The organism is Bartonella sp. CL436QHHD (assembly GCF_042195105.1).
GTDB lineage: Bacteria > Pseudomonadota > Alphaproteobacteria > Rhizobiales > Rhizobiaceae > Bartonella.
In genome coordinates this window covers 193,209-215,811 of record NZ_JBHINR010000001.1, presented here as the reverse complement: position 1 = coordinate 215,811, position 22,603 = coordinate 193,209, and the positions used below count along the sequence as shown (strand labels likewise).

Annotated in this window: 19 protein-coding genes and 4 pseudogenes; 16 read left to right on the top strand and 7 right to left on the bottom strand. The window is 38.7% G+C overall.

The window, feature by feature from the left end:
- Nucleotides 1–136: pseudogene (locus ACFIKN_RS00900) on the bottom strand (integrase); the annotation flags it as partial.
- 201 nt (nucleotides 137–337) lie between these two features.
- Between ACFIKN_RS00900 and ACFIKN_RS00895 the strand changes: the two are divergent.
- The 4 genes and pseudogenes from ACFIKN_RS00895 to ACFIKN_RS00880 all read left to right on the top strand — a co-directional run bounded on the left by ACFIKN_RS00895 (nucleotide 338) and on the right by ACFIKN_RS00880 (nucleotide 2,631).
- A complete protein-coding gene (locus tag ACFIKN_RS00895; RefSeq protein ID WP_375657762.1) occupies nucleotides 338–604 on the top strand; it encodes a tail fiber domain-containing protein in 267 nt (88 codons plus the stop codon).
- 1,107 nt (nucleotides 605–1,711) lie between these two features.
- Nucleotides 1,712–1,999: pseudogene (locus ACFIKN_RS00890) on the top strand (glycoside hydrolase family protein); the annotation flags it as partial.
- A gap of 66 nt (nucleotides 2,000–2,065) precedes the next feature.
- Nucleotides 2,066–2,267: pseudogene (locus ACFIKN_RS00885) on the top strand (hypothetical protein).
- Between the two features lie 146 nt (nucleotides 2,268–2,413).
- A pseudogene (locus ACFIKN_RS00880) lies at nucleotides 2,414–2,631 on the top strand (hypothetical protein).
- Nucleotides 2,632–2,691: 60 nt separating this feature from the next.
- Here ACFIKN_RS00880 and ACFIKN_RS00875 read toward each other — a convergent pair.
- Together ACFIKN_RS00875 and ACFIKN_RS00870 are read right to left on the bottom strand one after the other, a co-directional pair.
- On the bottom strand, nucleotides 2,692–2,973 hold the full coding sequence (locus ACFIKN_RS00875) for a type II toxin-antitoxin system YafQ family toxin (protein ID WP_273791336.1): 282 nt from the start codon (nucleotides 2,971–2,973) through the stop codon (nucleotides 2,692–2,694).
- Nucleotides 2,974–2,980: 7 nt separating this feature from the next.
- Entirely contained in the window at nucleotides 2,981–3,262 is a 282-nt protein-coding gene (locus ACFIKN_RS00870) for a type II toxin-antitoxin system RelB/DinJ family antitoxin (RefSeq protein ID WP_273791337.1), read from the bottom strand.
- A gap of 281 nt (nucleotides 3,263–3,543) precedes the next feature.
- Between ACFIKN_RS00870 and ACFIKN_RS00865 the strand changes: the two genes are divergently transcribed.
- The 3 genes from ACFIKN_RS00865 to ACFIKN_RS00855 all read left to right on the top strand — a co-directional run bounded on the left by ACFIKN_RS00865 (nucleotide 3,544) and on the right by ACFIKN_RS00855 (nucleotide 6,590).
- Nucleotides 3,544–4,506: an L-threonylcarbamoyladenylate synthase gene (locus tag ACFIKN_RS00865; RefSeq protein WP_273791338.1), complete on the top strand. Its 963-nt coding sequence runs from the start codon at nucleotides 3,544–3,546 to the stop codon at nucleotides 4,504–4,506.
- A gap of 2 nt (nucleotides 4,507–4,508) precedes the next feature.
- Nucleotides 4,509–5,918: an FAD-binding oxidoreductase gene (locus tag ACFIKN_RS00860; RefSeq protein WP_375657759.1), complete on the top strand. Its 1,410-nt coding sequence runs from the start codon at nucleotides 4,509–4,511 to the stop codon at nucleotides 5,916–5,918.
- A gap of 144 nt (nucleotides 5,919–6,062) precedes the next feature.
- Nucleotides 6,063–6,590, top strand: coding sequence for a DUF6101 family protein (locus ACFIKN_RS00855; protein ID WP_012754813.1), 528 nt, complete (start codon nucleotides 6,063–6,065; stop codon nucleotides 6,588–6,590).
- 1,073 nt (nucleotides 6,591–7,663) lie between these two features.
- Here ACFIKN_RS00855 and purD read toward each other — a convergent pair.
- Entirely contained in the window at nucleotides 7,664–8,947 is a 1,284-nt protein-coding gene (gene purD, locus ACFIKN_RS00850; RefSeq protein ID WP_375631379.1) for a phosphoribosylamine--glycine ligase, read from the bottom strand.
- Between the two features lie 90 nt (nucleotides 8,948–9,037).
- Here purD and ubiA point away from each other — a divergent pair, with 90 nt between their 5' ends.
- Nucleotides 9,038–10,042 carry a 4-hydroxybenzoate octaprenyltransferase gene (gene ubiA / locus ACFIKN_RS00845; protein WP_375657758.1) on the top strand — a complete coding sequence of 335 codons (1,005 nt, stop codon included), beginning with the start codon at nucleotides 9,038–9,040 and terminating at the stop codon, nucleotides 10,040–10,042.
- Nucleotides 10,043–10,279: 237 nt separating this feature from the next.
- Here the strand turns inward: ubiA and pdxH are convergent, their stop codons facing one another.
- Nucleotides 10,280–10,903, bottom strand: a complete 624-nt coding sequence (pdxH, locus tag ACFIKN_RS00840; RefSeq protein ID WP_375628318.1) for a pyridoxamine 5'-phosphate oxidase — start codon at nucleotides 10,901–10,903, stop codon at nucleotides 10,280–10,282.
- Nucleotides 10,904–11,227: 324 nt separating this feature from the next.
- On the opposite strand from pdxH, the gene ACFIKN_RS00835 reads away from it, so the two are divergent.
- The 8 genes from ACFIKN_RS00835 to ACFIKN_RS00800 all read left to right on the top strand — a co-directional run bounded on the left by ACFIKN_RS00835 (nucleotide 11,228) and on the right by ACFIKN_RS00800 (nucleotide 19,846).
- Complete coding sequence (locus tag ACFIKN_RS00835; protein ID WP_273791343.1) at nucleotides 11,228–12,130, top strand: J domain-containing protein; 903 nt, start codon at nucleotides 11,228–11,230, stop codon at nucleotides 12,128–12,130.
- 127 nt (nucleotides 12,131–12,257) lie between these two features.
- Complete coding sequence (gene fabI, locus ACFIKN_RS00830) at nucleotides 12,258–13,076, top strand: enoyl-ACP reductase FabI (RefSeq protein ID WP_273791344.1); 819 nt, start codon at nucleotides 12,258–12,260, stop codon at nucleotides 13,074–13,076.
- Nucleotides 13,077–13,222: 146 nt separating this feature from the next.
- Nucleotides 13,223–14,311, top strand: coding sequence for a chorismate synthase (gene aroC, locus ACFIKN_RS00825; RefSeq protein ID WP_375622315.1), 1,089 nt, complete (start codon nucleotides 13,223–13,225; stop codon nucleotides 14,309–14,311).
- Between the two features lie 15 nt (nucleotides 14,312–14,326).
- On the top strand, nucleotides 14,327–15,430 hold the full coding sequence (gene ribB, locus ACFIKN_RS00820) for a 3,4-dihydroxy-2-butanone-4-phosphate synthase (RefSeq protein ID WP_375641951.1): 1,104 nt from the start codon (nucleotides 14,327–14,329) through the stop codon (nucleotides 15,428–15,430).
- 7 nt (nucleotides 15,431–15,437) lie between these two features.
- Nucleotides 15,438–15,692 (top strand): exodeoxyribonuclease VII small subunit, encoded by a 255-nt coding sequence (locus ACFIKN_RS00815; RefSeq protein WP_273791347.1) that lies wholly within the window; start codon nucleotides 15,438–15,440, stop codon nucleotides 15,690–15,692.
- Between the two features lie 236 nt (nucleotides 15,693–15,928).
- A complete protein-coding gene (gene dxs / locus ACFIKN_RS00810; RefSeq protein ID WP_273791348.1) occupies nucleotides 15,929–17,836 on the top strand; it encodes a 1-deoxy-D-xylulose-5-phosphate synthase in 1,908 nt (635 codons plus the stop codon).
- 16 nt (nucleotides 17,837–17,852) lie between these two features.
- Nucleotides 17,853–18,596 (top strand): TlyA family RNA methyltransferase, encoded by a 744-nt coding sequence (locus ACFIKN_RS00805; RefSeq protein ID WP_375657757.1) that lies wholly within the window; start codon nucleotides 17,853–17,855, stop codon nucleotides 18,594–18,596.
- Complete coding sequence (locus ACFIKN_RS00800) at nucleotides 18,593–19,846, top strand: class I SAM-dependent RNA methyltransferase (protein WP_375657756.1); 1,254 nt, start codon at nucleotides 18,593–18,595, stop codon at nucleotides 19,844–19,846. Before ACFIKN_RS00805 ends, ACFIKN_RS00800 begins: the two co-directional genes overlap by 4 nt.
- A gap of 518 nt (nucleotides 19,847–20,364) precedes the next feature.
- Here the strand turns inward: ACFIKN_RS00800 and tldD are convergent.
- Together tldD and ACFIKN_RS00790 are read right to left on the bottom strand one after the other, a co-directional pair.
- Nucleotides 20,365–21,789, bottom strand: a complete 1,425-nt coding sequence (gene tldD, locus ACFIKN_RS00795) for a metalloprotease TldD (protein ID WP_273791351.1) — start codon at nucleotides 21,787–21,789, stop codon at nucleotides 20,365–20,367.
- A 110-nt stretch (nucleotides 21,790–21,899) separates the two neighbouring features.
- Nucleotides 21,900–22,439 carry an invasion associated locus B family protein gene (locus tag ACFIKN_RS00790; RefSeq protein ID WP_273791352.1) on the bottom strand — a complete coding sequence of 180 codons (540 nt, stop codon included), beginning with the start codon at nucleotides 22,437–22,439 and terminating at the stop codon, nucleotides 21,900–21,902.
- Nucleotides 22,440–22,603 lie beyond the last annotated feature (164 nt).

Below are 22,603 nucleotides of genomic sequence, written 5' to 3'. Positions count from 1 at the left end.
ATGAATGGTAAAACGGTAAATCCATTGAGCACCTCCATCTTTACGCTTATGAAGTAACAAGCCGGCACCATCATTATATTTACCAGCTCGTGGGTGTTGCGACAGCCCTTGCATTAAGACGATTCATAAGAACCATTTTTACTCCTTTCTTATACAGTTTTTATCCACACACTCATCCCACTTGTTATGTGCAAATGAGTGGTTTTGATTGATTCAAGATAAACAGATTTGAAATGAGAGAATCCTACGTTATTCGAGACTCTCATTCAACATACAAAACAGTAAATTATCATTATAAATCAATATCTTGTTGTAGCCAAAACCTAAACCATGGGAGATTGTTGGAAATGTTGGAACTATCCTTGGTACTTTTGCTGGGCTTAGCGACATCAGAGCGAAAGAAAATATTGTACGAGTAGGGCAGCGAGATGGACACAAACTCTATGAGTATAATTACAAGGGCTATCCAGAGCGGCGCTATCGCGGGGTGATGATGCAAGATGTTTTGAAGTCAAAACCTGAAGCTGTTTTCTTGTATAAGGCGACAGGCTTTTTGCATGTGGATTATGGCAAGCTTGGCTTTGAGATGGAAAGGGTGCAGTGATGGAACAAGAAAACACAAATTCTCTTTTAAAGTTGTTTGATCCAAAATTTTTGCGTCCCTTGATATATCAGGGTATGTATCAATTGCCAAAGCATTTGTTCGAACAGCTTTCTACGCCTCCAAGCACACCGTTTGAAGGGCGATACAAGCCAAGTTTTTTAGAACGTGCTGCTTTTAGCACAAACCCTTTTGATGCNGTTCGAACAGCTTTCTACGCCTCCAAGCACACCGTTTGAAGGGCGATACAAGCCAAGTTTTTTAGAACGTGCTGCTTTTAGCACAAACCCTTTTGATGCGAGCAATGGGGATAATACTCCACAAAAATTGAGTCCTACAGAGCTTATTCGTGGTTCTCAAGCAGGGACAGAACAAGCTGGGAAAAAAACGCCAGCAGAATTGATTATGTCTACAGATGATTTAAAGCGCCAAATGCCTCCATTGCCGGATGTTTCAAAGGATACTGTTAAGATACAAGAGGCGCCAGAGCAACAAAAGCATGACTTCTCAGAGCAGGGAGGTGTTGCATCAATGATTCCTCAATCTCCACTTGTTGCGAACATTGATTAGTCTAGTGGGGATGAAGCTGGGCGACAGCAAAAAGATGTGATGGATTATATTGCTCAACTTAATGAGAAATCTATAGCGGAAAACTCTTTGAAAAACGATTCTGGAAATGATGAGGAAAAGCTTTTTGAGGCACCTATAGGAGAAGAAAAACATTTGAATGCACACTTACCAGAAGAGGAACATTTAAAAGCAAGTGGTGATCTTGAACAAAAAACAGATTATATCAAGTCACTTGATAACTTTGTTCAGACAGGAGCAAATCCAAGTAGCTTATGGGAGCGTTTTAGAAAATCAGAATTTTCCGAGCATTTAATGGATTTTTTTGCGGGGCTTGCGTTAGGAAAGACACCACAAGAAAGTTTTTCAAATGCATCTATCCTTATGCGGCAGGGCAATAAGGAACGCGCACAACATAAACAAACTTTGCAATTTTTACGCTCTAAAGGGTATAGCGATGAAGATGCGCAAGCACTCACACAATATCCAGATCTTGCCATGAAAATCATAGGCAACACGTTAAGCCCTCAAGAAGGCTATAGAACATTGCTTAAAAGGCTTAATCGGGGTGATTATGAAGCTGTACCAACCGAATTGCAGAAAATGGACCAAAGCCAAGTGGCAAACGTTTACAAGGTCTTGTACTCCGGCGTGTATCAGAGGCAGGGCTATGGACGAAAGGGGCTTGTGCTTCTGCTAATTATCAAACAGTAGAAACGGGGGGGTAAAGCAGAAGCATTGGCACCCATTATTGGTTCTTTCTCAGGTCTTGGCGGTTTTTTAGCGGGCAATGGTCTAGTTCAATGGGCTTTAGCCGCCATTATGGTTTGAGCCGCATATGCTGGCATTTTCTTTGTTGCTAAACGTTTTCAGGAGCACTGCCTATGAATCTTATGGATGAAAAGAAATCTGATGCTAACAGGTGCGGCTTTAGACGCTTTTTTTTATGATTTTAGCAAGAGCCTTTACTCTTGGAAAAAAAGCAGAACAACAAAAGCAAACAGAAAAAGCTTTAAAAGCAGCCACAATACGTCTGGAGGTGGAAAGTGAAGTTAATCAAAAAAGTGCTGCTGATGTGCGTGCTGCTCTCTTTGATTGATTGCGCGACAAATAAATATGCTTCTTCTTGTGTTGGTTGGTTACCTGTTTATTTAAGCCGGCAAGATCTGAACACCATCAGTTCCAATTTAGTAAGAGAGATCTTAAAGCACAATAATCTAGGTGAACGCTTGTGTGGGTGGAAACATGGTTAGAAAAAAATCCAAAAAACACATAGAGCTTACAGAAGTAGAAAAGAAATGCTTCAAGAAATGATCATCACCTATCAAAGCGTGAAAATGATGTCTCGCTTGATGAAGTGGATAGCATTTTTTCTTTTTTTGCTTATCCTTGATTTTGCACGCCTCATGGATGCAATAGACAACATCTTCGCACATTTAAAACAATGGTTCTTAAAGAATTAGAAAAACTGTCATACAAGCAAAACTTCGAAAAATCCTTTTTACTATGAATTGGAGATCCAATCATAAGCGTAGTTCAGAATGCAAACCAAGTCGTAAGAGCTCTAGTGTTTTGGTATCTGGCTTTCGATAGATCACAACTAAATCTGGCTTGATATGACAATCACGACAATTGCGCCATTGACATGTTAGTGCATGATCTCTCCAATGCGCCGTTAGCGGTTCATTCTCCGCTAACGCTTTGACCACAAGCAGTAAATTCTCCTCTAGTGCATTAGCATACCTACCTTTGCTTTCATGTTTAAGATCACACCGGAATGAACGCGTATAGACAATTTCCCGCATAGCAAGCTTAGGTTTGCTTTTCAGATTTACGCATTTCGGTTCTATCTTCCCGTATCATGGTCCTTAAGCCGTCTAATGATGTATGTTCGATGCGTCTCATTTCAGCATCCTCGATAGCTCGTAATGTTTCCGGATTTGGTTGGAATAGATCAAGCGGTAATGCTCGATCTCTAGCAATGCGGGTCATAAACATGCGTACTGCATCCGATACAGTTAAACCCGTAGACTTAATAACTGCACTTGCAATTTCTTGAACTTCATCAGGTATGCGGGCTTGAATTTTTCCCATTGCTAAACCTCCTATTCAATTGTAGTACAATGTACTACACGTTAAGTTTATGTCAAGAGTTTCAACAATAGCTTTTCACAAGAGAACTTAGCAAAATTCAAAAAATGATTAGAGAAAGTTGGCAGAATAAGATATGTTTTGTAGAAGAATATTGGAAAATCCTATTCCCTAACCTTTATTTATGAACCTCGCACTTTTAAAAAAACTATATAAAATCAATGTGATATATGAATAAAAAAGAGCATAATATCACTAAAAGAGTGTTATAGAAATGATGTATCATGACGATTCTACCACTCGATAGTGCTTCGATAAGAGAAGCAATAGCGCTTCTTGAAAAAGGGAAGTTAGTAGCGTTACCAACGGAAACTGTTTATGGATTAGCGGGCGATGCAACCAATGGGAGGGCAATTTCTTCTATTTATTCTACAAAGGGTCGTCCGCAAATTAATCCTCTTATTGCGCATGTCAGCGGCATCGAAATGGCACAACGTTATGTTGAAATTGACTTTCTTTCACGCCAATTAATGGAGGAATTTTGGCCAGGGCCTTTGACATTGGTTTTGCCTTTAAAGGAACAGCATAATATCCATCCTTTAACAACCTCTGGTTTGAATACCTTGGCTGTTCGTTTTCCAGACAGTCGTTTTGCGGAAGTGGTACAACATTTTGGCCGTCCACTTGCTGCTCCTAGTGCGAATCAATCGGGGCGTCTTAGCCCTACTTCAGCTGAGGCTGTTTTTGCATCTTTGGGGGAATCTGTTCCTTTAATATTGGACGGAGGACCTGCTAAAATAGGGCTAGAATCAACGATTATTAAAATTTGTGGTGAAAATATTTATCTTTTGCGTCCAGGGGGGCTTACGGCTGATAAAATTGAAGAAGTTGTGGGGAAGTCTTTAAAACGGATAGATCAAAGGGCGGCGATTGAAGCTCCTGGGATGTTAAAATCGCATTATGCCCCCAATGCCACGGTTCGTTTGAATGTAGAAAAGGTGGAAAATGGTGAAGCGCTTTTAGCATTTGGTTCAAAGCGTGTTATGGGGGCTGAAAATGCCGTTTCTATTTTAAACCTTAGCGAAGATGGAAAGTTGGAAGAGGCAGCCTCTCATTTATTTCAATATATGAAGGAATTAGATTCATTTAAAGTGAGATGTATCGCAGTAGAACCTATTCCATCATACGGATTAGGGGAGGCTATCAATGATCGTCTTATACGGGCTGCAGCTCCAAAGGAGAAATGAACATGGAGCAGGAATTAATTGAGGGGTTTAGGGAAATTGTTGGTGCTAAGCATGCTATAACAGATCAAGCGTTGATTGCGCCGTATTTGCTTGAAGAGCGTGGGCTTTTTCATGGAAAAACACCTTTACTTTTACGTCCATCTTCTTGCGCAGAGATCTCATCGATTATGCAGTTAGCGAGCAAAACGCGCACACCGATTGTGCCACAGGGTGGAAATACAGGGCTTGTGGGGGGACAACAACCAGATGAAAGAGGAGGGAGCGTTCTTTTATCCATGGAGCGATTAAATAAGATTAGAGCTATAAATCTTGAGGGAAATTTTGTTGTTGTAGAGGCTGGTGTTATTTTACAGGATTTACAGAAAAAAGTGGATGAATCAGGTCGTTTTTTCCCTCTTTCTTTGGCATCTGAAGGTTCTTGCCAAGTAGGAGGCAATCTTTCGTCGAATGCTGGAGGGACAGCTGTTTTAGCTTATGGCAATATGCGTGATCTTTGTCTTGGTTTAGAAGTTGTTTTACCGGATGGGCGTATTTTAGATGATTTGCGTTTTGTTAAAAAAGACAATAGCGGTTACGATTTAAAAGATCTTTTTATTGGTGCAGAAGGCACATTGGGAGTTATAACCGCAGCCGTTTTGAAGATGTTTCCAAAAATAAAAGGAAAAGCTGTTGCTTTGGTGGGATTATATAGTCCGGCGAAGGCTTTAGAGTTTTTATCTCTGGCTCAAGAATATGGAGGAGGGATGTTGACAGGTTTTGAGCTCATGGGAAATCTCAGTTTGCAAATGGCTTTAGATTATAAGGTGTGTGAGAAGCCTCCTCTTCAGCGGAAACATGAATGGTATGTATTAATGAACATTTCATCGTTGCAAGGCAATGATGAGGCATTATCGGTATTGAGTACTATTTTAGAAGAAGCTTTAAAGAATGCGGTGATAGAAGATGCAGTTGTTGCGCAATCTTTAAAACAGCAAGATTTTTTTTGGCAATTACGAGAAAGTATATCATCAGCACAAAAGTTAGCAGGAGGGTCCATTAAGCATGATATTGCAATCCCACTTGCTTCTATTCCTGATTTTATTGCTGAGGCAGCGCTTATTGTAGAAGATATTGCTCCAGGAGCACGGGTGATTTGTTTTGGACACATGGGCGATGGAAATTTACATTATAATATTACACAACCTGTAGGAGCTGATACGACAGTGTTCTTGCAGTTATGGTCAACAATGAATCATCGCATTCATAGTTTAGTGGTGGACTATAGAGGTGCATTTTCTGCTGAGCATGGAATTGGTCAGCTTAAGCGCGAAGAACTTCGTTCTTTTAAATCGCCTGTCGCATTGGATATTATGCAAGGGATTAAAAAAACGCTCGATCCTTTAGGGATAATGAATCCTGGAAAAGTATTATAATTCAAGAATGGTTATCATGTATTTTTGTTTAGATTTTAATAACCAAAAAAGAAACCAGTTGTTTTTTATTCAAACTTTTAATAATCCAATGAGAAAAAGCTGCTAAAGGGTGTATGTTATTTAAGATAAATTGGGATAATGTATATGGCTAATCAATGCTTTAATCAGGCAAAAGCGGTGCTTGAATTTCGGTTAGATCCGTGCCATTTGCCACAAACGACGACATATTTTTCATCCAAAACGGGTAATCAGGTTATTTGTTCGTTAAATGAGCGTGGTGTTTCTTTTAAAACGGATATGCCTTCAAGTTTATCGCATTTAATACCCCCTTATCATTTCCAAGGAATTGCAGCACGTACCGTAAAAACGCGTTCAGGAGAAAGAGCTGTTGCATTAGAATTACTTCATGCCGATGAGGAAGCTTGTATACCGCTTTTGGTTTCCAGAGATTTGAATAATGTTCTTCTGGATTGGCGGTTATGGGCGGATACTTATGGCCTTCCCATGCTTATGATCAATGAAGATAATCGCATTCTGGTTGTAAAAGATCGTTCTGATTTACATCGATTTTTTGGTACAACAGCACATTCTAAACAAAAGCGTTTTTTACTTCGTTATAGCAATCCGTTAGGCTTGCGTTTGGTGATTGCGAATCGAATTGCACTCCAGTAATATTAACATGCATTTATTTTTGTACTACCGTCAGCATTTATCTTGTTGTGCTGTAAAACATCGTTGTTTGGAGCGGTAATATAAGGCATGTAAACTTCACACATGAAGTGTTTTAGGAGATATGGCAAATATTCTTAAGTTTGCTTGTAGGTATTTGTGTAAGTGCAGCATAGGAGTGGGAAGCAAGAGGAACCCGCTCAATGAGAATCCAGACCTTTACAGACGGGATTTGGTGTGACTTTTGGTTCTTGAAAACAAAAAGAGGAAGTCAATGATTGTAAATGAGAGTTTTTTGACACCATACATTGGCAGCAGGAATCGATTATGTAAAACGCTTTTTTCGGAGAGGTAAAAACGGTTTTCATAACAATAGAAACTGTTTTTTTTGGCGGTATAATTTTGGGTTTTTGCCACATCATAAAAACACCAGCAGATTGCTGGAAGTGTTTTTGAATTTTTTTATAAATAATTTCTCCATGTTGAATGAGAGCTTTGAATATTGCAGAATATTCTTATTTCATCTCTCTCTCTTATAATCAAAATCATTTAGATAGAAAGGGTTATCGTAATATTGAGAGTTGGAAAATACAAAGATGGTATCGGTTTTTATTTTTATTCCAGAAAGATGGAAGAGTGGATTTATACTATTTGCAGGTAGTGTCGTAAAATGGGAGTGATGAGCATGAGAGGTATTGTTTAAGAATTTGTATGTGAATAATATAACTATCTTTTTTGGGCATTTTATTTTTTGTAAAAGCGGAATTTCATTAAAAACGCGATAGATAAAAGAAATGATAGTATATATGTTTTTCTTCAGGACTTTATAAGAAAGAAAGTGTTTATAAAAATGATGAGAAAATACGTTTAAAGTAACAGTAAAATGATCATTTTATATTACATTTTCAGATTCAAAAAATTTTCCTATTTTATCATGAGTAGATATTCTATTTATAATATTTGATTGTTCAAAGGAAAGCACACTCATTTTTTCAAAATTATGGTCAACGTAAAACAGTGAGAAAATTTGTGTGTCATGCTCTTATATAAAATAATAAAATCGTAAAAAAGAATATTCAAAGGATTTTATTTTCTCGCGCAACGGCTCTCCATCCGATATCACGACGAACAAAACCTTCTGGCCAATCAATACAATCAACAGCTTCATAGGCACGTTTTTGTGCATGCGTAATCGTTTTTCCTGTTGCAGTTATATTGAGAACACGTCCACCATTTGCAATGAGTTCTCCATCACGCAACACTGTACCAGCTTGAAAAACTTTCACATCGGGAAGAGAGTTTACTTGATCAACGTTACGGATAACAGTACCTTTTTGGGGAGAGTCTGGATAACCATTAGCAGCCATAACAACGGTGAGAGCAGCTTTTTCAGACCACCGAAGAGGCTTATTTTCAAGTTTTCCTTGAGCAGCAGCAAGAAAAATTGGCAAAATGTCATCTTTGAGGCGCATCATTAAAACTTGACATTCAGGATCACCGAATCGTACGTTAAATTCAATTAATTCGGGTCCTTTTTGCGTTATCATTAATCCGACGAAGAGAATACCTTTAAAGGGAGCGCCCATTTCTTTCATGCTTTTTAAAGCTGGTTCAACAATTTCTTTGAGAGTACGATTCACTATTTCTTTGGTCATGATGGGCGCTGGTGAATAAGCACCCATACCACCGGTGTTTGCTCCAATATCCCCATCACCTACACGTTTATGATCTTGAGCAGATCCAAAAGGAAGAGCAACTTTACCATCACAAAGGCAGAAGAAGCTTGCTTCTTCACCTTCAAGAAAAGATTCTACAACAATTTTGTTTCCTGCATCTCCAAATGTACTTTTGAAGCAGGCATCAACTGCGTTAAATGCTTCTTCCATAGTTGTTGCAACCACAACACCTTTGCCAGCTGCTAAGCCATCAGCTTTAATAACAATGGGAACATCTTGTTGCTGAATGTAAGCTTTAGCTTTAGAGGCATCATTAAAGCATTGGTAACTTCCTGTAGGAATGTTATTCTTACGACATAAATCTTTTGTAAAAGCTTTTGAACCTTCTAGTTGAGCAGCTTTTTGAGTAGGACCAAATACACAGATGTTAGCGCTATTAAGAGAGTCTGTTATACCCGCAACCAATGGTGCTTCTGGTCCTACAATTACAAGATCAATAGAACGTGCTTTACAAAAATCAATAACAAGGGAATGGTCATCAATGTTTAAATTAATATTTTCACCAAATTCTGTTGTTGCAGGATTTCCAGGAGCACAGTATAACTTTGTTAGCAGTGGTGATGCTGCTATTTTCCATGCTAAAGCGTGTTCTCGTCCACCTGAGCCAATAAGAAGAATATTCATTGCTTGCTCCTCTCATAAAAGATGATTAATCTCATCCCCTTCTCATAAGAATGAAATGTCTCTATCGCAAGACCAAAGGTAAATCATTTGATGAAAAAAAATAAAAATATCGCGCATGTTCAGTCCTATGATAGCCAAGGACGGGTTATGGATGCATCTTCCAAACAATGGGTCTACAATTTCCTTCCCTGTTCTTTATGGTTTTATGCGCAATTGGCGCGTTGGGATCGGCCTATTGGATGGCAATTGTTGATGTGGCCTTGTTTTTGGTCAACAACAATGGCTTTTTTCTCTTATAAAATGCATTACGATACTCTTTTATCAATGTTTCTTCATTGGGTTTGGTATCTTTTTCTTTTTTTTCTGGGATCTATTGCTATGCGAGGGGCAGGATGTACTTGGAATGATCTTATTGACCATAAAATTGATGCTCAGGTAGAAAGGACACGTTCTCGCCCATTGCCGACAGGTCATGTGAGTCGGTTTCAAGCAAGAGTTTTTATACTTGTGCAATGTTTGGTTGGTTTAGTTGTTTTATCACAATTTAATAGGTTTAGTTTTTTTCTAGGTATTTCGTCATTGATAGCTGTTGCATTTTATCCTTTTATGAAACGCGTAACATATTGGCCGCAGTTTTTTTTAGGCGTTGCGTTTAATTGGGGGGCATTAATGGGGTGGGCTGTTGTCTTTGGAAGTTTAAGCTGGGCACCAATCTTGCTTTATGTGGGATCAATTTTGTGGACCATAGGATATGATACAATCTACGCACATCAAGATAAAGAAGATGACGTTACTGTTGGTGTCCGTTCTACGGCTCTTCTCTTTGGTAAAGCAACCAAGCGTGCTTTAGTATTTTTGTATGGTGGTTTTGTGATGTTCATTAGTCTAGCATTTTATTTAGCTGGAGTCCCTTTTCTTAGTTTTTTGGGGATTTTTGTGGCAAGCATCCATATGTTTATTCAAATTAAAGTCATTGATATAGATGACAGTTCACAATGCCTCAGGCTTTTCAAATCTAATTCGCTTATTGGTTTTGTGATTTTTGCTGGTTTAGTATGTGGGGGTATATGGACGATATTTTATCCTGCGGTCTAAAAATAAGTTAGCTAAAATCATAGTTTCTACTGAATACAGTATGTTTTTTAAAATAAGCTTGTTGCTAATCTATTTTTAAGCGATACAGTAGAAAATATTACTAATCAACTGTTACAGTGGAAATGAAATTCTTCTATTTAAATAAAATAAATCATCTTCTTTTAGAATTTTTCAAATAAAAAATATTTGTTTAACTGTTGGGAAGAAAAAATCTTCATAACGATGAAATTTGAAGGATTAGGGATAAAGTTTTTGTCTTTTCCAATCGCTGTGTTCAACACAATCGCGTGTAAAAAGCAGACGATCATGTAAACGAAATGGGCGATCACACCAGAACTCTATAGAAAGGGGTTTAACACGAAACCCAGACCAATAAGGTGGTCGTGGAATATTACCTAGAGCATAACGCGCAGTATATTGAGCAATTGCTTTTTCGAGCACAAAACGATTGTCTAAAGGTTGAGATTGTTTAGATGCCCATGCACCAATTCGACTACCACGTGGTCGTGATTGGAAATAGGCATCGGCTTCCTGTTGACTTACTTTTTCAACAATTCCTCTAATTCTTACCTGACGACGGAGCGATTTCCAATGAAAACCTAAGGATGCTTTCATTGATTTTAAAATTTCTTGTCCTTTACAGCTTTCATAATTGGTATAGAAGACAAAGCCTTGGGGACTGTAGTCTTTGAGGAGAACCATACGAACATTAGGGAGTCCTGTTTCGTCAACTGTTGCTAATGCCATAGCATTCGGATCATTTATTTCACTTATCGTTGCTTCTTCAAGCCACTTTGCGAAAAGTTCAAAAGGTTTTTGCATTTGCATAAAATGATCATCTGTTGGTATTTTTTTGCTCATAGCTTCTCCAAATATCAGTGAGCATGGGTGAGGCATTTTCTCATTTACTTTATCATCAAAAAGTCACAGTACCATTTTTTCTCATTTTCAAAAAGCCAATGCTATCGTGTATTTCTATGGTAGTTTAATTATTTTTACTTTAGCATAGACTACAATGAGCTATATTAAATAAATGTCTCATTTTATCTGGTATTTTAGTTTATTGATAGACATATAAAGAGAAAAGAAGAAATTATTCTCTAGAATAGATTGATGAAGCTATAAAGGGTATTAACAACGTATCAGTTGATATTTTGAAAACGAAGAAATTGAAAAGAGGGCAATATGCGTGATCCCTACACGATTCTAGGTGTGGCACGTACCGCAAAATCGCAAGAGATTAAATCGGCATTTAGAAGATTAGCAAAGAAGTATCATCCAGATCATAATAGAGATGATGCAAAGGCTAAAGAAAAATTTGCTGAAATTAATCAAGCTTATGAAATTATAGGTGATAAAGATAAAAAGGCACAATTTGACCGCGGTGAAATTGATATGGAAGGAAAACCGCTTTATCAAGCCTATGGTACTGGTGAAAATTTTAGCAATAAACAAAATCCCTTTTCAGGAAGAGCAAAGGGATTTGATTTTTCCTCTTCAGGTGGTGCAGGTTTTGATGCGAGTGATATTTTTCGGGATCTGTTTGGAGGAGGAGGTAGCTTTTCGAATTCCACACACTATAACCGTCCCCAACAAGGAGCACATGTTCGTGCTAATCTTGCCATAACACTAGAGCAGATGGTTGGCGCAGAAAAGGTGGAAGCTGTTTTTCCAAATGGAAAAAAGTTAAAAATTAAACTTCCATATTATATTGAAGACGGACAGGTTATTCGTTTAAAAGGTCAGGGAGAAGAGGTAGCTCTTGGGCAAGCAGGAGATGCGTTGATAACCATTCAGATTCAAAAACATCCTCGTTTTCGGGTTGAAGGAAGAGCACTTCATCTTGATTTACCAGTTTCTCTTAAACATGCTGTTTTGGGAGCAAAAGAAGAAGTTGAGACGTTGGAGGGACGTGTGGTTTTAACGATTCCTGCGTGGTCAAGTTCTGATCGCGTTTTACGGTTGAAAGGGAAAGGGCTTCGTTTAAAAAATGGTACAAGAGATGATCTTTATGTGCATGTTCGCATTATGTTGCCGGAAGGTGAAAATGCCGCGCTAGAACAGTTTTTGCAAATGCAACAAGATTAATTTTAAAATTTTTATATATAAAAGCGTAGTTTTTGTTTGATTTTAAACCAATTGCTTGAAGAAAAAGTTGACCTGTGTCATAGGCAGATGAATAATATTAATTTTAAGTAACAATGGGGCAGTGCTGATGGCTAAGGGTAATGGTTTATTGTACGGTAAGCGTGGTTTAATTTTGGGGTTGGCCAATAATCGCTCCATCGCTTGGGGAATCGCTAAAGCGGCAAGTAGCGCAGGGGCAGAGCTTGCTTTTACCTATCAGGGTGAAGCAATGAAAAAGCGTGTTGAGCCTTTGGCTGAAGAATTAAAGGGGTTTGTTTGTGGACATTGTGATGTTTCTGACAGTGTCTCTATTGATACGGTCTTTAAAGAAATAGAGAAGAAATGGGGAAAACTCGATTTTTTAGTTCATGCTATTGGTTTTTCTGATAAAGATGAATTAAGTGGTCGTTATATTGATATCAGCGAATCAAATTTTATGATGACCATGAATATTTCCGTTTATTCCCTAACGGCTCTAACGAAGCGTGCAGAAAAATTGATGCCAGATGGTGGTTCAATCTTGACACTGACCTATTATGGAGCAGAAAAGGTTGTTCCAAATTATAATGTAATGGGGGTTGCTAAAGCGGCTCTTGAAGCGAGCGTGAAATATTTAGCGGTAGATTTAGGTCCTCAAAATATTCGTGTTAATGCTATATCTGCTGGACCCATTAAAACGTTAGCAGCTTCTGGTATTGGTGATTTTCGTTATATTTTAAAATGGAATGAATATAATGCTCCATTACGTCGTACGGTAACAATTGAAGAGGTTGGTGATTCTGCGCTTTATTTTCTTTCAGATTTGTCTCGTTCTGTTACTGGTGAAGTCCATCATGTCGATTCGGGTTATAATATCATAGGTATGAAAGCCGTTGATGCACCAGACATTTCTGTCGTTAAAGAATAAAGTTTGGTTTATAGGATTTTATTGGACAGCAGTAATTTGACCAAATTTAAAGTGGCTAAGAGTATTTGAGCGCAAAGAGCTACCTTGTGTATAGCATACAACATGCGTTGTCGTTGTAATATTTGACAGAGAAACGGATCTTTTTCATGTCGCATAATACATTTGGTCATTTGTTTCGTGTAACAACATGGGGTGAAAGTCATGGTGCTGCTCTTGGTTGTGTCATTGATGGTTGTCCACCTGGAATTATTTTTACTCTTGCAGAAGTTCAAGCTTATCTTGATAAACGCAAACCAGGACAATCAAAATATACAACGCAGCGCCGAGAACCAGATAAAGTAGAGGTCCTTTCAGGAGTTGTTGTTCAAGACGATGGGACGACATTGGTGACAACAGGTACACCAATTTCTCTGTTGATTCGAAACACAGATCAGCGTTCGAAGGATTATAGCTCGATTGCCCATCAGTATCGTCCAGGACATGCGGATTATACTTATGATATTAAATATGGCATTCGTGATTTTCGAGGCGGGGGACGTGCTTCGGCACGGGAGACGGCAGCACGTGTTGCAGCTGGTGCATTTGCTCGTAAAATCGTTCCTGGTTTGATTGTACGAGGAGCAGTGATAGCAATTGGTCCTCATAATATTAATCGTGATCGTTGGGATTGGTCAGAGGTTAATAATAATCCTTTTTTTACAGCTGATGCAGAGATGGTTCACATTTTTAGTGATTATATCAGTGAACTCCGTAAAGAGGGAACATCTGTTGGAGCGGTTGTTGAGATCGTTGCAGAAAATGTTCCGGCAGGTTTAGGAGCCCCTATTTACGCAAAGCTTGATCAAGATATTGCCTCGTTACTTATGTCGATTAATGCGGTAAAAGGTGTGGAAATTGGTGATGGTTTTGCGGCAGCCCGCTTGAGGGGAGAAGAAAATGCCGATGAAATGCGAATGGGAAATGATGGAAAACCGCTTTTTTTATCAAATCATGCGGGAGGTATTTTAGGGGGAATATCGAGTGGACAGCCAATTGTTGCACGTTTTGCTGTAAAGCCTACTTCATCAATTTTAACACCTCGTCGCTCTATTGATGTTGATGGTCATGATATAGACGTTATAACAAAGGGGCGTCATGATCCATGTGTTGGGATCCGTGCCGTTCCTGTTGGTGAAGCGATGGTTGCTTGTGCTATTGCTGACCATTATCTAAGACATCGCGGTCAAGTTGGGTGATTGAAAAGGTGAACAATGGCGTATGATGAAAAAAAAATTGTTTCTGCACTTAAAGCTTTTGAACGCGGTGAAATTGTTGTGGTAACAGATGATGATGACCGTGAAAATGAAGGTGATTTAACTGTTGCTGCAGCGCATTGTACAGAAGAAAAGATGGCGTTTATTCTTCGTCACACAACAGGTATTGTGTGCACACCTATGCCAAAAAAAGAAGCAAAACGGTTTAATCTTTCTCCTATGGTACCAGATAATAATTCTGCACATGGGACACAATTTACGGTTACTGTTGATTTTAAACACGGCATAACAACAGGGATCTCAGCACATGACCGTACATTAGCTGTACGTAATCTTGCGAATTCAAATGCAAGTGCGGATGATTTTGTTCGTCCAGGGCATGTTTTTCCTTTGATTGCGCATGAAGGGGGGGTGCTCATGCGTTCAGGTCACACAGAGGCGGCTGTTGATTTATGTAAATTAGCTAATTTGCCGCCGGTTGGTGTTATCGGTGAGTTAGTTAATGATGATGGAAGCGTTAAACATGGCGATCAGATTATGAAATTTGCGCAAGAACATCGGTTGCATATTATAACGGTTGCAGATTTAATTGCTTACCGCCAACGTAAGGAAATATTGATCAAAAATGTTGGAGAAATGCCTATTGAAACATTTGTAGGTCCCGCTATTATTCAAAGTTATCAACTCCCTTGGGAAGCCGTTCAGCATATTGCAATTGTTTTTGGTGATGTCCGTGAGGGGGAGGATATTCCTGTGTATTTACATCATGAAAACATTATAAATGACGTTTTTTGTCAAACTTCAGATATTATGGTGATGATGCGGCGTATGATGGAAAAAGAAAAACGTGGCGTATTTATTTATTTGCGTGAAGGATCTGTTATACAATCAACTATTGATATTCAAAACATGGCAAGAGACAGTTCAGAAAACCATGTGCAGGCGATTGAACGCGAAGAAGAATGGCGCAAAATTGGTTTAGGATCACAAATTTTAAAATATTTAGGAATAGGCTCTGTTATTGTTTATGCTTCTAAAGAGCGCCATTATGTAGGTTTGGAAGGTTTTGGAATTCGTATATCCAGAACAGATATTTTTTGAGGTTCATATGAAAAAAGAGATACAAGAGGGAGATATTACGACCTTAAGTTTCGAGCAAGCGCTTAAGCAACTTGAAGTTATTGTCGAAAATTTGGAACGTGGCGATGTGCCTTTGGAACAATCCATTGATATTTATGAACGCGGTGAAGCGCTTAAAAAGCATTGTGAAAAACTCTTAAGAGTTGCTGAAGCTAAAGTTGAAAAAATCCAGTTTTCAGAAGAAGGTTCTCCAGAAGGAGTAGAACCACTTGATGCTAAATAATATTAAATCTTTTTGGATATTTATTGTGGGACTTAAGAAATGCAATAACCTTAGTTTATAAACAGAAAAATTTATTGATTTCTTTTTTATATAATAATTTAAAAATGAGGAAATTATAGTTCATCTCAATAGAAAAGAGCATTTTTCAGTAAAAAAAGATGCAAAACTGTAAATAAGAGTAGAGAAGATGTATTTCGTTGCGTTTTCTTGAGTTAAGATAATAGAAAGGATTTTTTTTGTCTCAGGTCCTAACACCATTGCTTGACCGTGTTTGTTTTCCGCAAGATTTGCGGGCATTGCATGAGTCTGATTTGGTACAGTTGGTTGATGAGTTGCGGACAGCAACAATTGATGCGGTTTCTGTAACAGGTGGTCATCTTGGGGCGGGACTTGGTGTTGTTGAGCTCACTGTTGCATTACATTATATTTTTAATACACCAGAGGATAGGATTATTTGGGATGTTGGTCATCAAACCTATCCACACAAGATTTTAACGGGGCGTAGAGAAAAAATTCGCACATTACGTCAAGAGGGCGGATTATCTGGTTTTACAAAACGTTCAGAAAGTGTGTATGATCCATTTGGAGCGGGGCATTCATCTACTTCTATTTCAGCGGGGCTTGGCATGGCGGTGGCAAGTGCTTTGAAAGCAGAGACAAGACGCAATATCATAACTGTCATTGGTGATGGTGCAATGTCTGCGGGTATGGCATATGAAGCAATGAACAACGCTGGTGTTTTGAATGCGCGCTTGATTGTTGTTCTTAATGATAACGATATGTCTATAGCACCACCTACAGGTGCTATGAGTGCACATCTTGCACGATTAGTGTCTCGTCCTTCTTATCGTCATTTGCGTGAACGCGTAAAGATGTTGAGCGAAAAATTGCCAAAGTTTTTTTTGGATAAGGCCCGTCGTTCAGAGGAATTTGCGCGTGGACTTTTGGTTGGGGGAACTTTATTTGATGAGCTTGGCTTTTATTATGTTGGACCCATAGATGGGCACAATTTGGGGCATTTATTGCCTGTTTTTAAAAATGTTCGTGAATATCCTAATGGTCCTGTTTTGGTGCATGTTGTAACCCATAAGGGAAAGGGATATCCACCTGCAGAGGCCTCGTCTGATAAATATCATGGTGTTAATCGTTTTGATGTCACGACAGGAAAACAGGTTAAAGCATCAAGTAATATTCTACCCTATACCAAGGTATTTTCTAAAGCTTTAATAGAAGAAGCTCACCATGATGATAAGATTGTTGGCATAACAGCAGCGATGCCAACAGGGACAGGTCTTGATTCTTTTGCGAAAAAATTTCCTGAAAAAATGTTTGATGTTGGTATCGCTGAGCAACATGCCGTAACTTTTGCGGCAGGACTTGCTTGTGAAGGGTATAAGCCTTTTGTTGCAATTTATTCTACTTTTTTACAGCGTGCTTATGATCAAATTATTCATGATGTATCAATTCAAAAATTACCGGTACGTTTTGCTATTGACCGAGCAGGTTTTGTGGGGGCAGATGGCGCAACACATGCTGGAAGTTTTGATATTGTTTTTTTGTCCACTCTTCCTGAGTTTGTTGTTATGGCACCTTCTGATGAGCTTGAATTGATGCATATGGTGCGTACAGCTGCAGCTTATGATCAGGGACCAATTTCTTTTCGTTATCCGCGTGGTGAGGGGATTGGTATAGATTTACCGCAACGTGGTGAGTTATTAGAAATTGGAAAAGGGCGCGTTCTGCGTGAAGGGAATAAGATCGCTTTGGTTTGTTTTGGAACGCGGATGTCAGAAGTGTTGCAAGCTGCTGATGCGTTGGAGGTTGAAGGGTTATCTACAACGGTTGCAGATGCACGGTTTGCAAAACCTTTAGATAAGGATTTGATGCGTCGTTTGGCACGTGAGCATGAGGTATTGGTGACAATTGAAGAAGGGGCAATCGGTGGATTTGGAGCGCACATATTACAATTTTTAGCGCAAGAAGGGCTCTTAGAGCATGGTTTGAAAGTTCGTACACTACAACTTCCAGATGAATATTTGAATCACGGCTCACCAGAAAAAGTTCTTTCACGTATCGGGCTTGATGCTATGGGCATTGTCAACACGGTTTTTACAGCTTTGGACCGCGAGATTCGAACAGGATAGAAAATTCGAGTATGAGATGGCTGCCAGAAAAAGACTCGATATTCTTTTAGTTGAAAAAAACTTTTTTAAGACACGTTCACGCGCACGTGATGCTGTTATGCGCCAAACTGTTAAAGTTAACGGAGAAATCGTTTTTAAAGCTGGGCAAATCGTTTTTGATGATGCAGAGATTACCGTTTGTGATCCAGCGCAGAATTATGTTTCTCGGGCAGCGTTAAAATTGATTGCTGCACTTGATGCATTTCCAATTATAACAGATAAAGTGACAGCCATTGATGTTGGTGCATCAACAGGTGGTTTTACGCAAGTTCTCTTAGAGCGTGGAGCAGATCATGTTATTGCCGTTGATGTTGGGCATCATCAATTTGATAAACGTTTATTGGGCAACAGTGCTATAACGTTATTAGAAGGCTTGAATGTCAGAGATTTTAAACAGGAACATTTAGGTGGGCGAGAAATTGATCTTATCGTTTCAGATGTTAGCTTTATTTCGCTCAAACTTGCATTGCCTCCCGTGTTGTCTTTAGCCAAGAAGGGTGCCCAAGCTGTTTTACTGGTAAAGCCTCAGTTTGAGGTTGGTCGTAAACATTTTAGTAAGGGAGGAATATTAAGTCCATCAAGTGCTAAAGAAACTTCTGAGGCACTTTTTGTTTGGTTAAATACACAAACAGGGTGGAGTGCAAAAGGTTTAATTTCTTCCCCTATTACAGGTGGTGATGGCAACGTGGAATATTTACTATTCGGAGAAAAACAAGAGTGAATGACAATGTCATAATCGATCATATCGGAGCAAATGGTTATGGTATTGCTAAGACGTCTCACGGCTTCGTTTCTGTTCCTTTTACTTTACCAGGAGAGTGTGCTGAAATTACTGTTCATGGAAAATATGCAACATATATAGCATTAAAAGAAAAATCATCAGAACGCATTGATACTCTTTGTCAGCATTTTGGAGAATGTGGAGGGTGTACTCTTCAGCATTGGCATATGGATGCTTATCGCGTATGGAAACAACAATTGGTTGTTGAGGCGCTTAAAAAGTATGGACTTAATAATGTTGTTGCGCCTTTAATAGAATGTAAACCTTATAGCCGACGGCGGATTACTCTAACAGCATCCATGACCCCACAGGGGCAAAAAGTTGGTTTTAACCGTTATCTCTCTCATGAGATTGTAGCTCTTGAGGAATGCCCAGTAAGCCGTCCAGAGCTTATTTCTCAGTTGCATAATATCAGAGAGCTCTGTGCTTTTCTAAAGAACTCTGCCAAACGGTTTCATGTTACGATAACATGTGTTGAAAATGGTTTAGATGTTGCTTTAAGCGGTTGCATTATACACCATGAATCACTTCGTCAGAAAATGATCAGTGCTGCTCTTTCATATGGGATTATACGTTTATCTGTTGACGGTGAAATTTTGGTTGAACGAGAAAAACCAGAGATTTACTTTGGAGATGTCCGTGTTGAATTTCCTTCTGGTGGTTTTCTGCAAGCAACTTGTGAAGCGGAAAATATAATGGGCAATATTATTTTGACTCATTTAAAAAAAGCAAAGAATGCTGTTGATTTGTTTTCAGGGGTAGGAACATTTACCTTGCGTATGGCAAAAAAGATGAGTGTTCATGCAGTAGAAAATAATGAAGATGCATTAAGAAATCTAAATACAGCAGCACGTTTTGCGACTGGTTTAAAAACGGTCACTTGTGAAAAACGTGATCTTTTCCGACATCCCCTTTCTGTAAAGGAACTTGAATGTTTTGAGAGTGTTGTTTTTGATCCTCCCCGTGCTGGTGCAGAGCAACAAGTACGTGAATTAGCGAAGACAACAGTATCACGTGTTGTGGCAATTTCTTGTAATCCTACTACATTTGCTCGTGATTTATCTCTTCTTGTTGCAGGGGGGTATACAGTAGAAAAAATCATACCGATCGATCAATTTTTATGGTCACCACATGTCGAAATTGTTGCTGTTTTGAGCAAAAAGAAAAAAAAGAAAGGTTGGAAACTTTAGCCTAATTTTTTTTAAAAGTTTACCTGAGTATTATTATAAAATCTCTCCAAAATTTATCTATAATAATAACCTTTTTCTCGTTGATCTAAGAGCACTGAATGTAGAAAGTGCTTTTTTATTATGAAATATAAAAGACAAGTTACCCCACACAAAAAAACCACAAAAAAGACGAATGGATTACGAAGAATATGTGTCTGAATAAGCCTGTTCCATCGTTATATTTGCCATCTCCCAATGTTTCTAAAATTCTTGGTACTTGAGACGGTCCATAAGAAGAATCTTTAGTTCTTTCTTGTACAGTTTTTATCCATATAACTCTCCCTGCCTGTAATGTATAAACGAATGATTTTGATTGGTTCAACAGACACAGATTTAAAATGAGAGAATCTTACGGTATTCAAGGTTCTAATACAATATGAATAACGCTAGATTATCTTTATAAATCAATGCATTGTACCCCCTCACAAAATGGTCGTAATAGACGAGAAGGAGGCAATACGGGGAAGGAATGAGCAAGCTTATTCCTCTATAAGCGCAGTTCCACCGATTGTCATATTATTGATTCGAAGGTGAGGTTGGCCAACACCAACAGGGACATTTTGGCCAGCTTTTCCACACATACCAATACCATTATCTAGTTTACTATCATTACCAATCATTGTGATACGTTTCATAGCATCCGGTCCATTTCCAATAAGAGTTGCCCCTTTGATTGGTGCACAAATTTTACCATTTTCTACTCGGTATGCTTCAGTACATTCAAAGACGAATTTTCCAGAAGTAATATCAACTTGTCCTCCACCAAATGAAACAGCATAGATACCACTTTTAAGTGAAGAAAGGATTTCTTCAGGTGTTTTATCTCCTCCTAGCATGATTGTATTGGTCATTCGTGGCATTGGTGCATAAGCATAAGATTCACGCCGTCCATTTCCAGTTGATTTACCTCCCATAAGCCGTGCATTAAGCCTGTCTTGCATAAAACCAACGAGCTTTCCATCTTCAATGAGAACGTTATATCCTGAAGGGGTCCCCTCATCATCAACAGTGAGAGAGCCACGGCATTGTGGAATTGTTCCGTCATCAACAACTGTAACACCTTTTGCTGCAACTTGTTGTCCTAAAAGTCCAGCAAAAGCGGATGTTTTTTTACGGTTAAAGTCACCTTCTAAACCATGACCTACGGCTTCATGGAGCATAACACCAGGCCATCCGTTGGCTAAGACAACATCAAAAGATCCAGCAGGTGCTGCTTCTGCTTCTAAATTTGTTAAAGCCATACGTAAGGCTTCATCTGCAGCTTTCTTCCAATTGTCTTCATGAATAAATTGGTTAAATGCTTGTCTCCCTCCACACCCATAAAAACCATTTTCACGTCGATTGCCTTCAGCTACGACCACAGATATAGAAAGTCGCACAAGGGGACGAATATCACGAACCAAATAACCATCTGCACGTAAAATTTCAACATGTTGTAGCGAGCCGGAAAGAGAAACAGTCACTTGATGCAATTTATCATTTTTAGCACGTAAATAGGCATCAATTTTTTGCAAAAGAGCACTTTTTTCTTCAAATGATGGAGCATCAAGGGGATTATGCGGTTGATAAAGTCTTTTGTTTGTTTGTTGAGGTGCTATACTATAAGGCCCTGCATGATTATTATAGGTAACAGCTTTAGCAGCTTCACTGGCACGTTTGAGTGCAGCAGCTGATAACTCACTAGAGTGAGCATATCCAGTAGCCTCTCCAGCAACAACGCGTAGTCCAAATCCCATATCTTGATGAAATGAGCCGTTTTTAAGCTGCCCATTATCAAATAAAAGAGCTTCGCTTTCTGTGTACTCAAGGTAAAGCTCACCATCATCAGCATGATGAAGTGTTTCCTGTACAAGTGATTGCACTTTAGAGGAAGCAATATCAAAATGATCAATCAGCGATTTCATAAGAATTATCCTATTTTTATGGGGGCTTAGAAGATTTTTATCAATCTAATTTTAAGAATCTTTCAAAATATACGATGAAATTTCAATCGTTTAAAGTGTATTGATTTCACTCATGTTGGTAAGGTTGCATAGGCGTCGCCAAGACCATGAAGGTCAACAAAACCTCCAATCCCTTGTTCCGGAGTTGTAAAGATAAAATAGGTTGCCATTTTTCCTTTTAAAAAGAGCTGCAATATGTCTTCTTTAAGAAAGGCTTCAGCAACACAATTATCACCAAGACAACGACGATATTCCATTCTGCCCATATTTTTATCGTCAATTTTAATTCCAACGCCAGGACGTAATTCAACGCGAATCGGAACAAAAACACGCATCAAGGCACCTTGCTTTTGAGGAAGTTTATAAAATGTAACGCGCAAGGTAATATCTTGACGCCCTTGTGTGTGAACGTTTTGTACAACTTCACACTGCATGTTAGGTGTACCTGGTGGTAGAGAACAAACTTTTGTCCATGCACCATAGGTTTGTGGAGCAGGGACACTTTGCGCATAGGGTGTTTGTGCAAATGCATGACTGATAAAACTACTATAAAGTGTGTAAAAAACAGTGCCAATAAAAAAAGTTTTTTTGAGTAATTTATAAAGTATCACAGAAAATCCTATCCGACTCAACACTCACAACCATGCATAGATTTACATAAAAAATGAATTCCCTATAAAAACTATAACACAAAATCAGTATTTACCCAAATATATTAATTCATAGGATATATTTTTATGATACACTTGTAATATGGGAAAGAACGTTGATTGAA

Coding starts and splice junctions, on each gene's coding strand:
- ACFIKN_RS00875 (WP_273791336.1), bottom strand. CDS start 2,973: ATGCGGGAAATTGTCTATACGCGTTCATTCCGGTGTGATCTTAAACAT.
- ACFIKN_RS00870 (WP_273791337.1), bottom strand. CDS start 3,262: ATGGGAAAAATTCAAGCCCGCATACCTGATGAAGTTCAAGAAATTGCA.
- ACFIKN_RS00865 (WP_273791338.1), top strand. CDS start 3,544: ATGACGATTCTACCACTCGATAGTGCTTCGATAAGAGAAGCAATAGCG.
- ACFIKN_RS00860 (WP_375657759.1), top strand. CDS start 4,509: ATGGAGCAGGAATTAATTGAGGGGTTTAGGGAAATTGTTGGTGCTAAG.
- ACFIKN_RS00855 (WP_012754813.1), top strand. CDS start 6,063: ATGGCTAATCAATGCTTTAATCAGGCAAAAGCGGTGCTTGAATTTCGG.
- purD (WP_375631379.1), bottom strand. CDS start 8,947: ATGAATATTCTTCTTATTGGCTCAGGTGGACGAGAACACGCTTTAGCA.
- ubiA (WP_375657758.1), top strand. CDS start 9,038: ATGAAAAAAAATAAAAATATCGCGCATGTTCAGTCCTATGATAGCCAA.
- pdxH (WP_375628318.1), bottom strand. CDS start 10,903: ATGAGCAAAAAAATACCAACAGATGATCATTTTATGCAAATGCAAAAA.
- ACFIKN_RS00835 (WP_273791343.1), top strand. CDS start 11,228: ATGCGTGATCCCTACACGATTCTAGGTGTGGCACGTACCGCAAAATCG.
- fabI (WP_273791344.1), top strand. CDS start 12,258: ATGGCTAAGGGTAATGGTTTATTGTACGGTAAGCGTGGTTTAATTTTG.
- aroC (WP_375622315.1), top strand. CDS start 13,223: ATGTCGCATAATACATTTGGTCATTTGTTTCGTGTAACAACATGGGGT.
- ribB (WP_375641951.1), top strand. CDS start 14,327: ATGGCGTATGATGAAAAAAAAATTGTTTCTGCACTTAAAGCTTTTGAA.
- ACFIKN_RS00815 (WP_273791347.1), top strand. CDS start 15,438: ATGAAAAAAGAGATACAAGAGGGAGATATTACGACCTTAAGTTTCGAG.
- ACFIKN_RS00805 (WP_375657757.1), top strand. CDS start 17,853: ATGGCTGCCAGAAAAAGACTCGATATTCTTTTAGTTGAAAAAAACTTT.
- tldD (WP_273791351.1), bottom strand. CDS start 21,789: ATGAAATCGCTGATTGATCATTTTGATATTGCTTCCTCTAAAGTGCAA.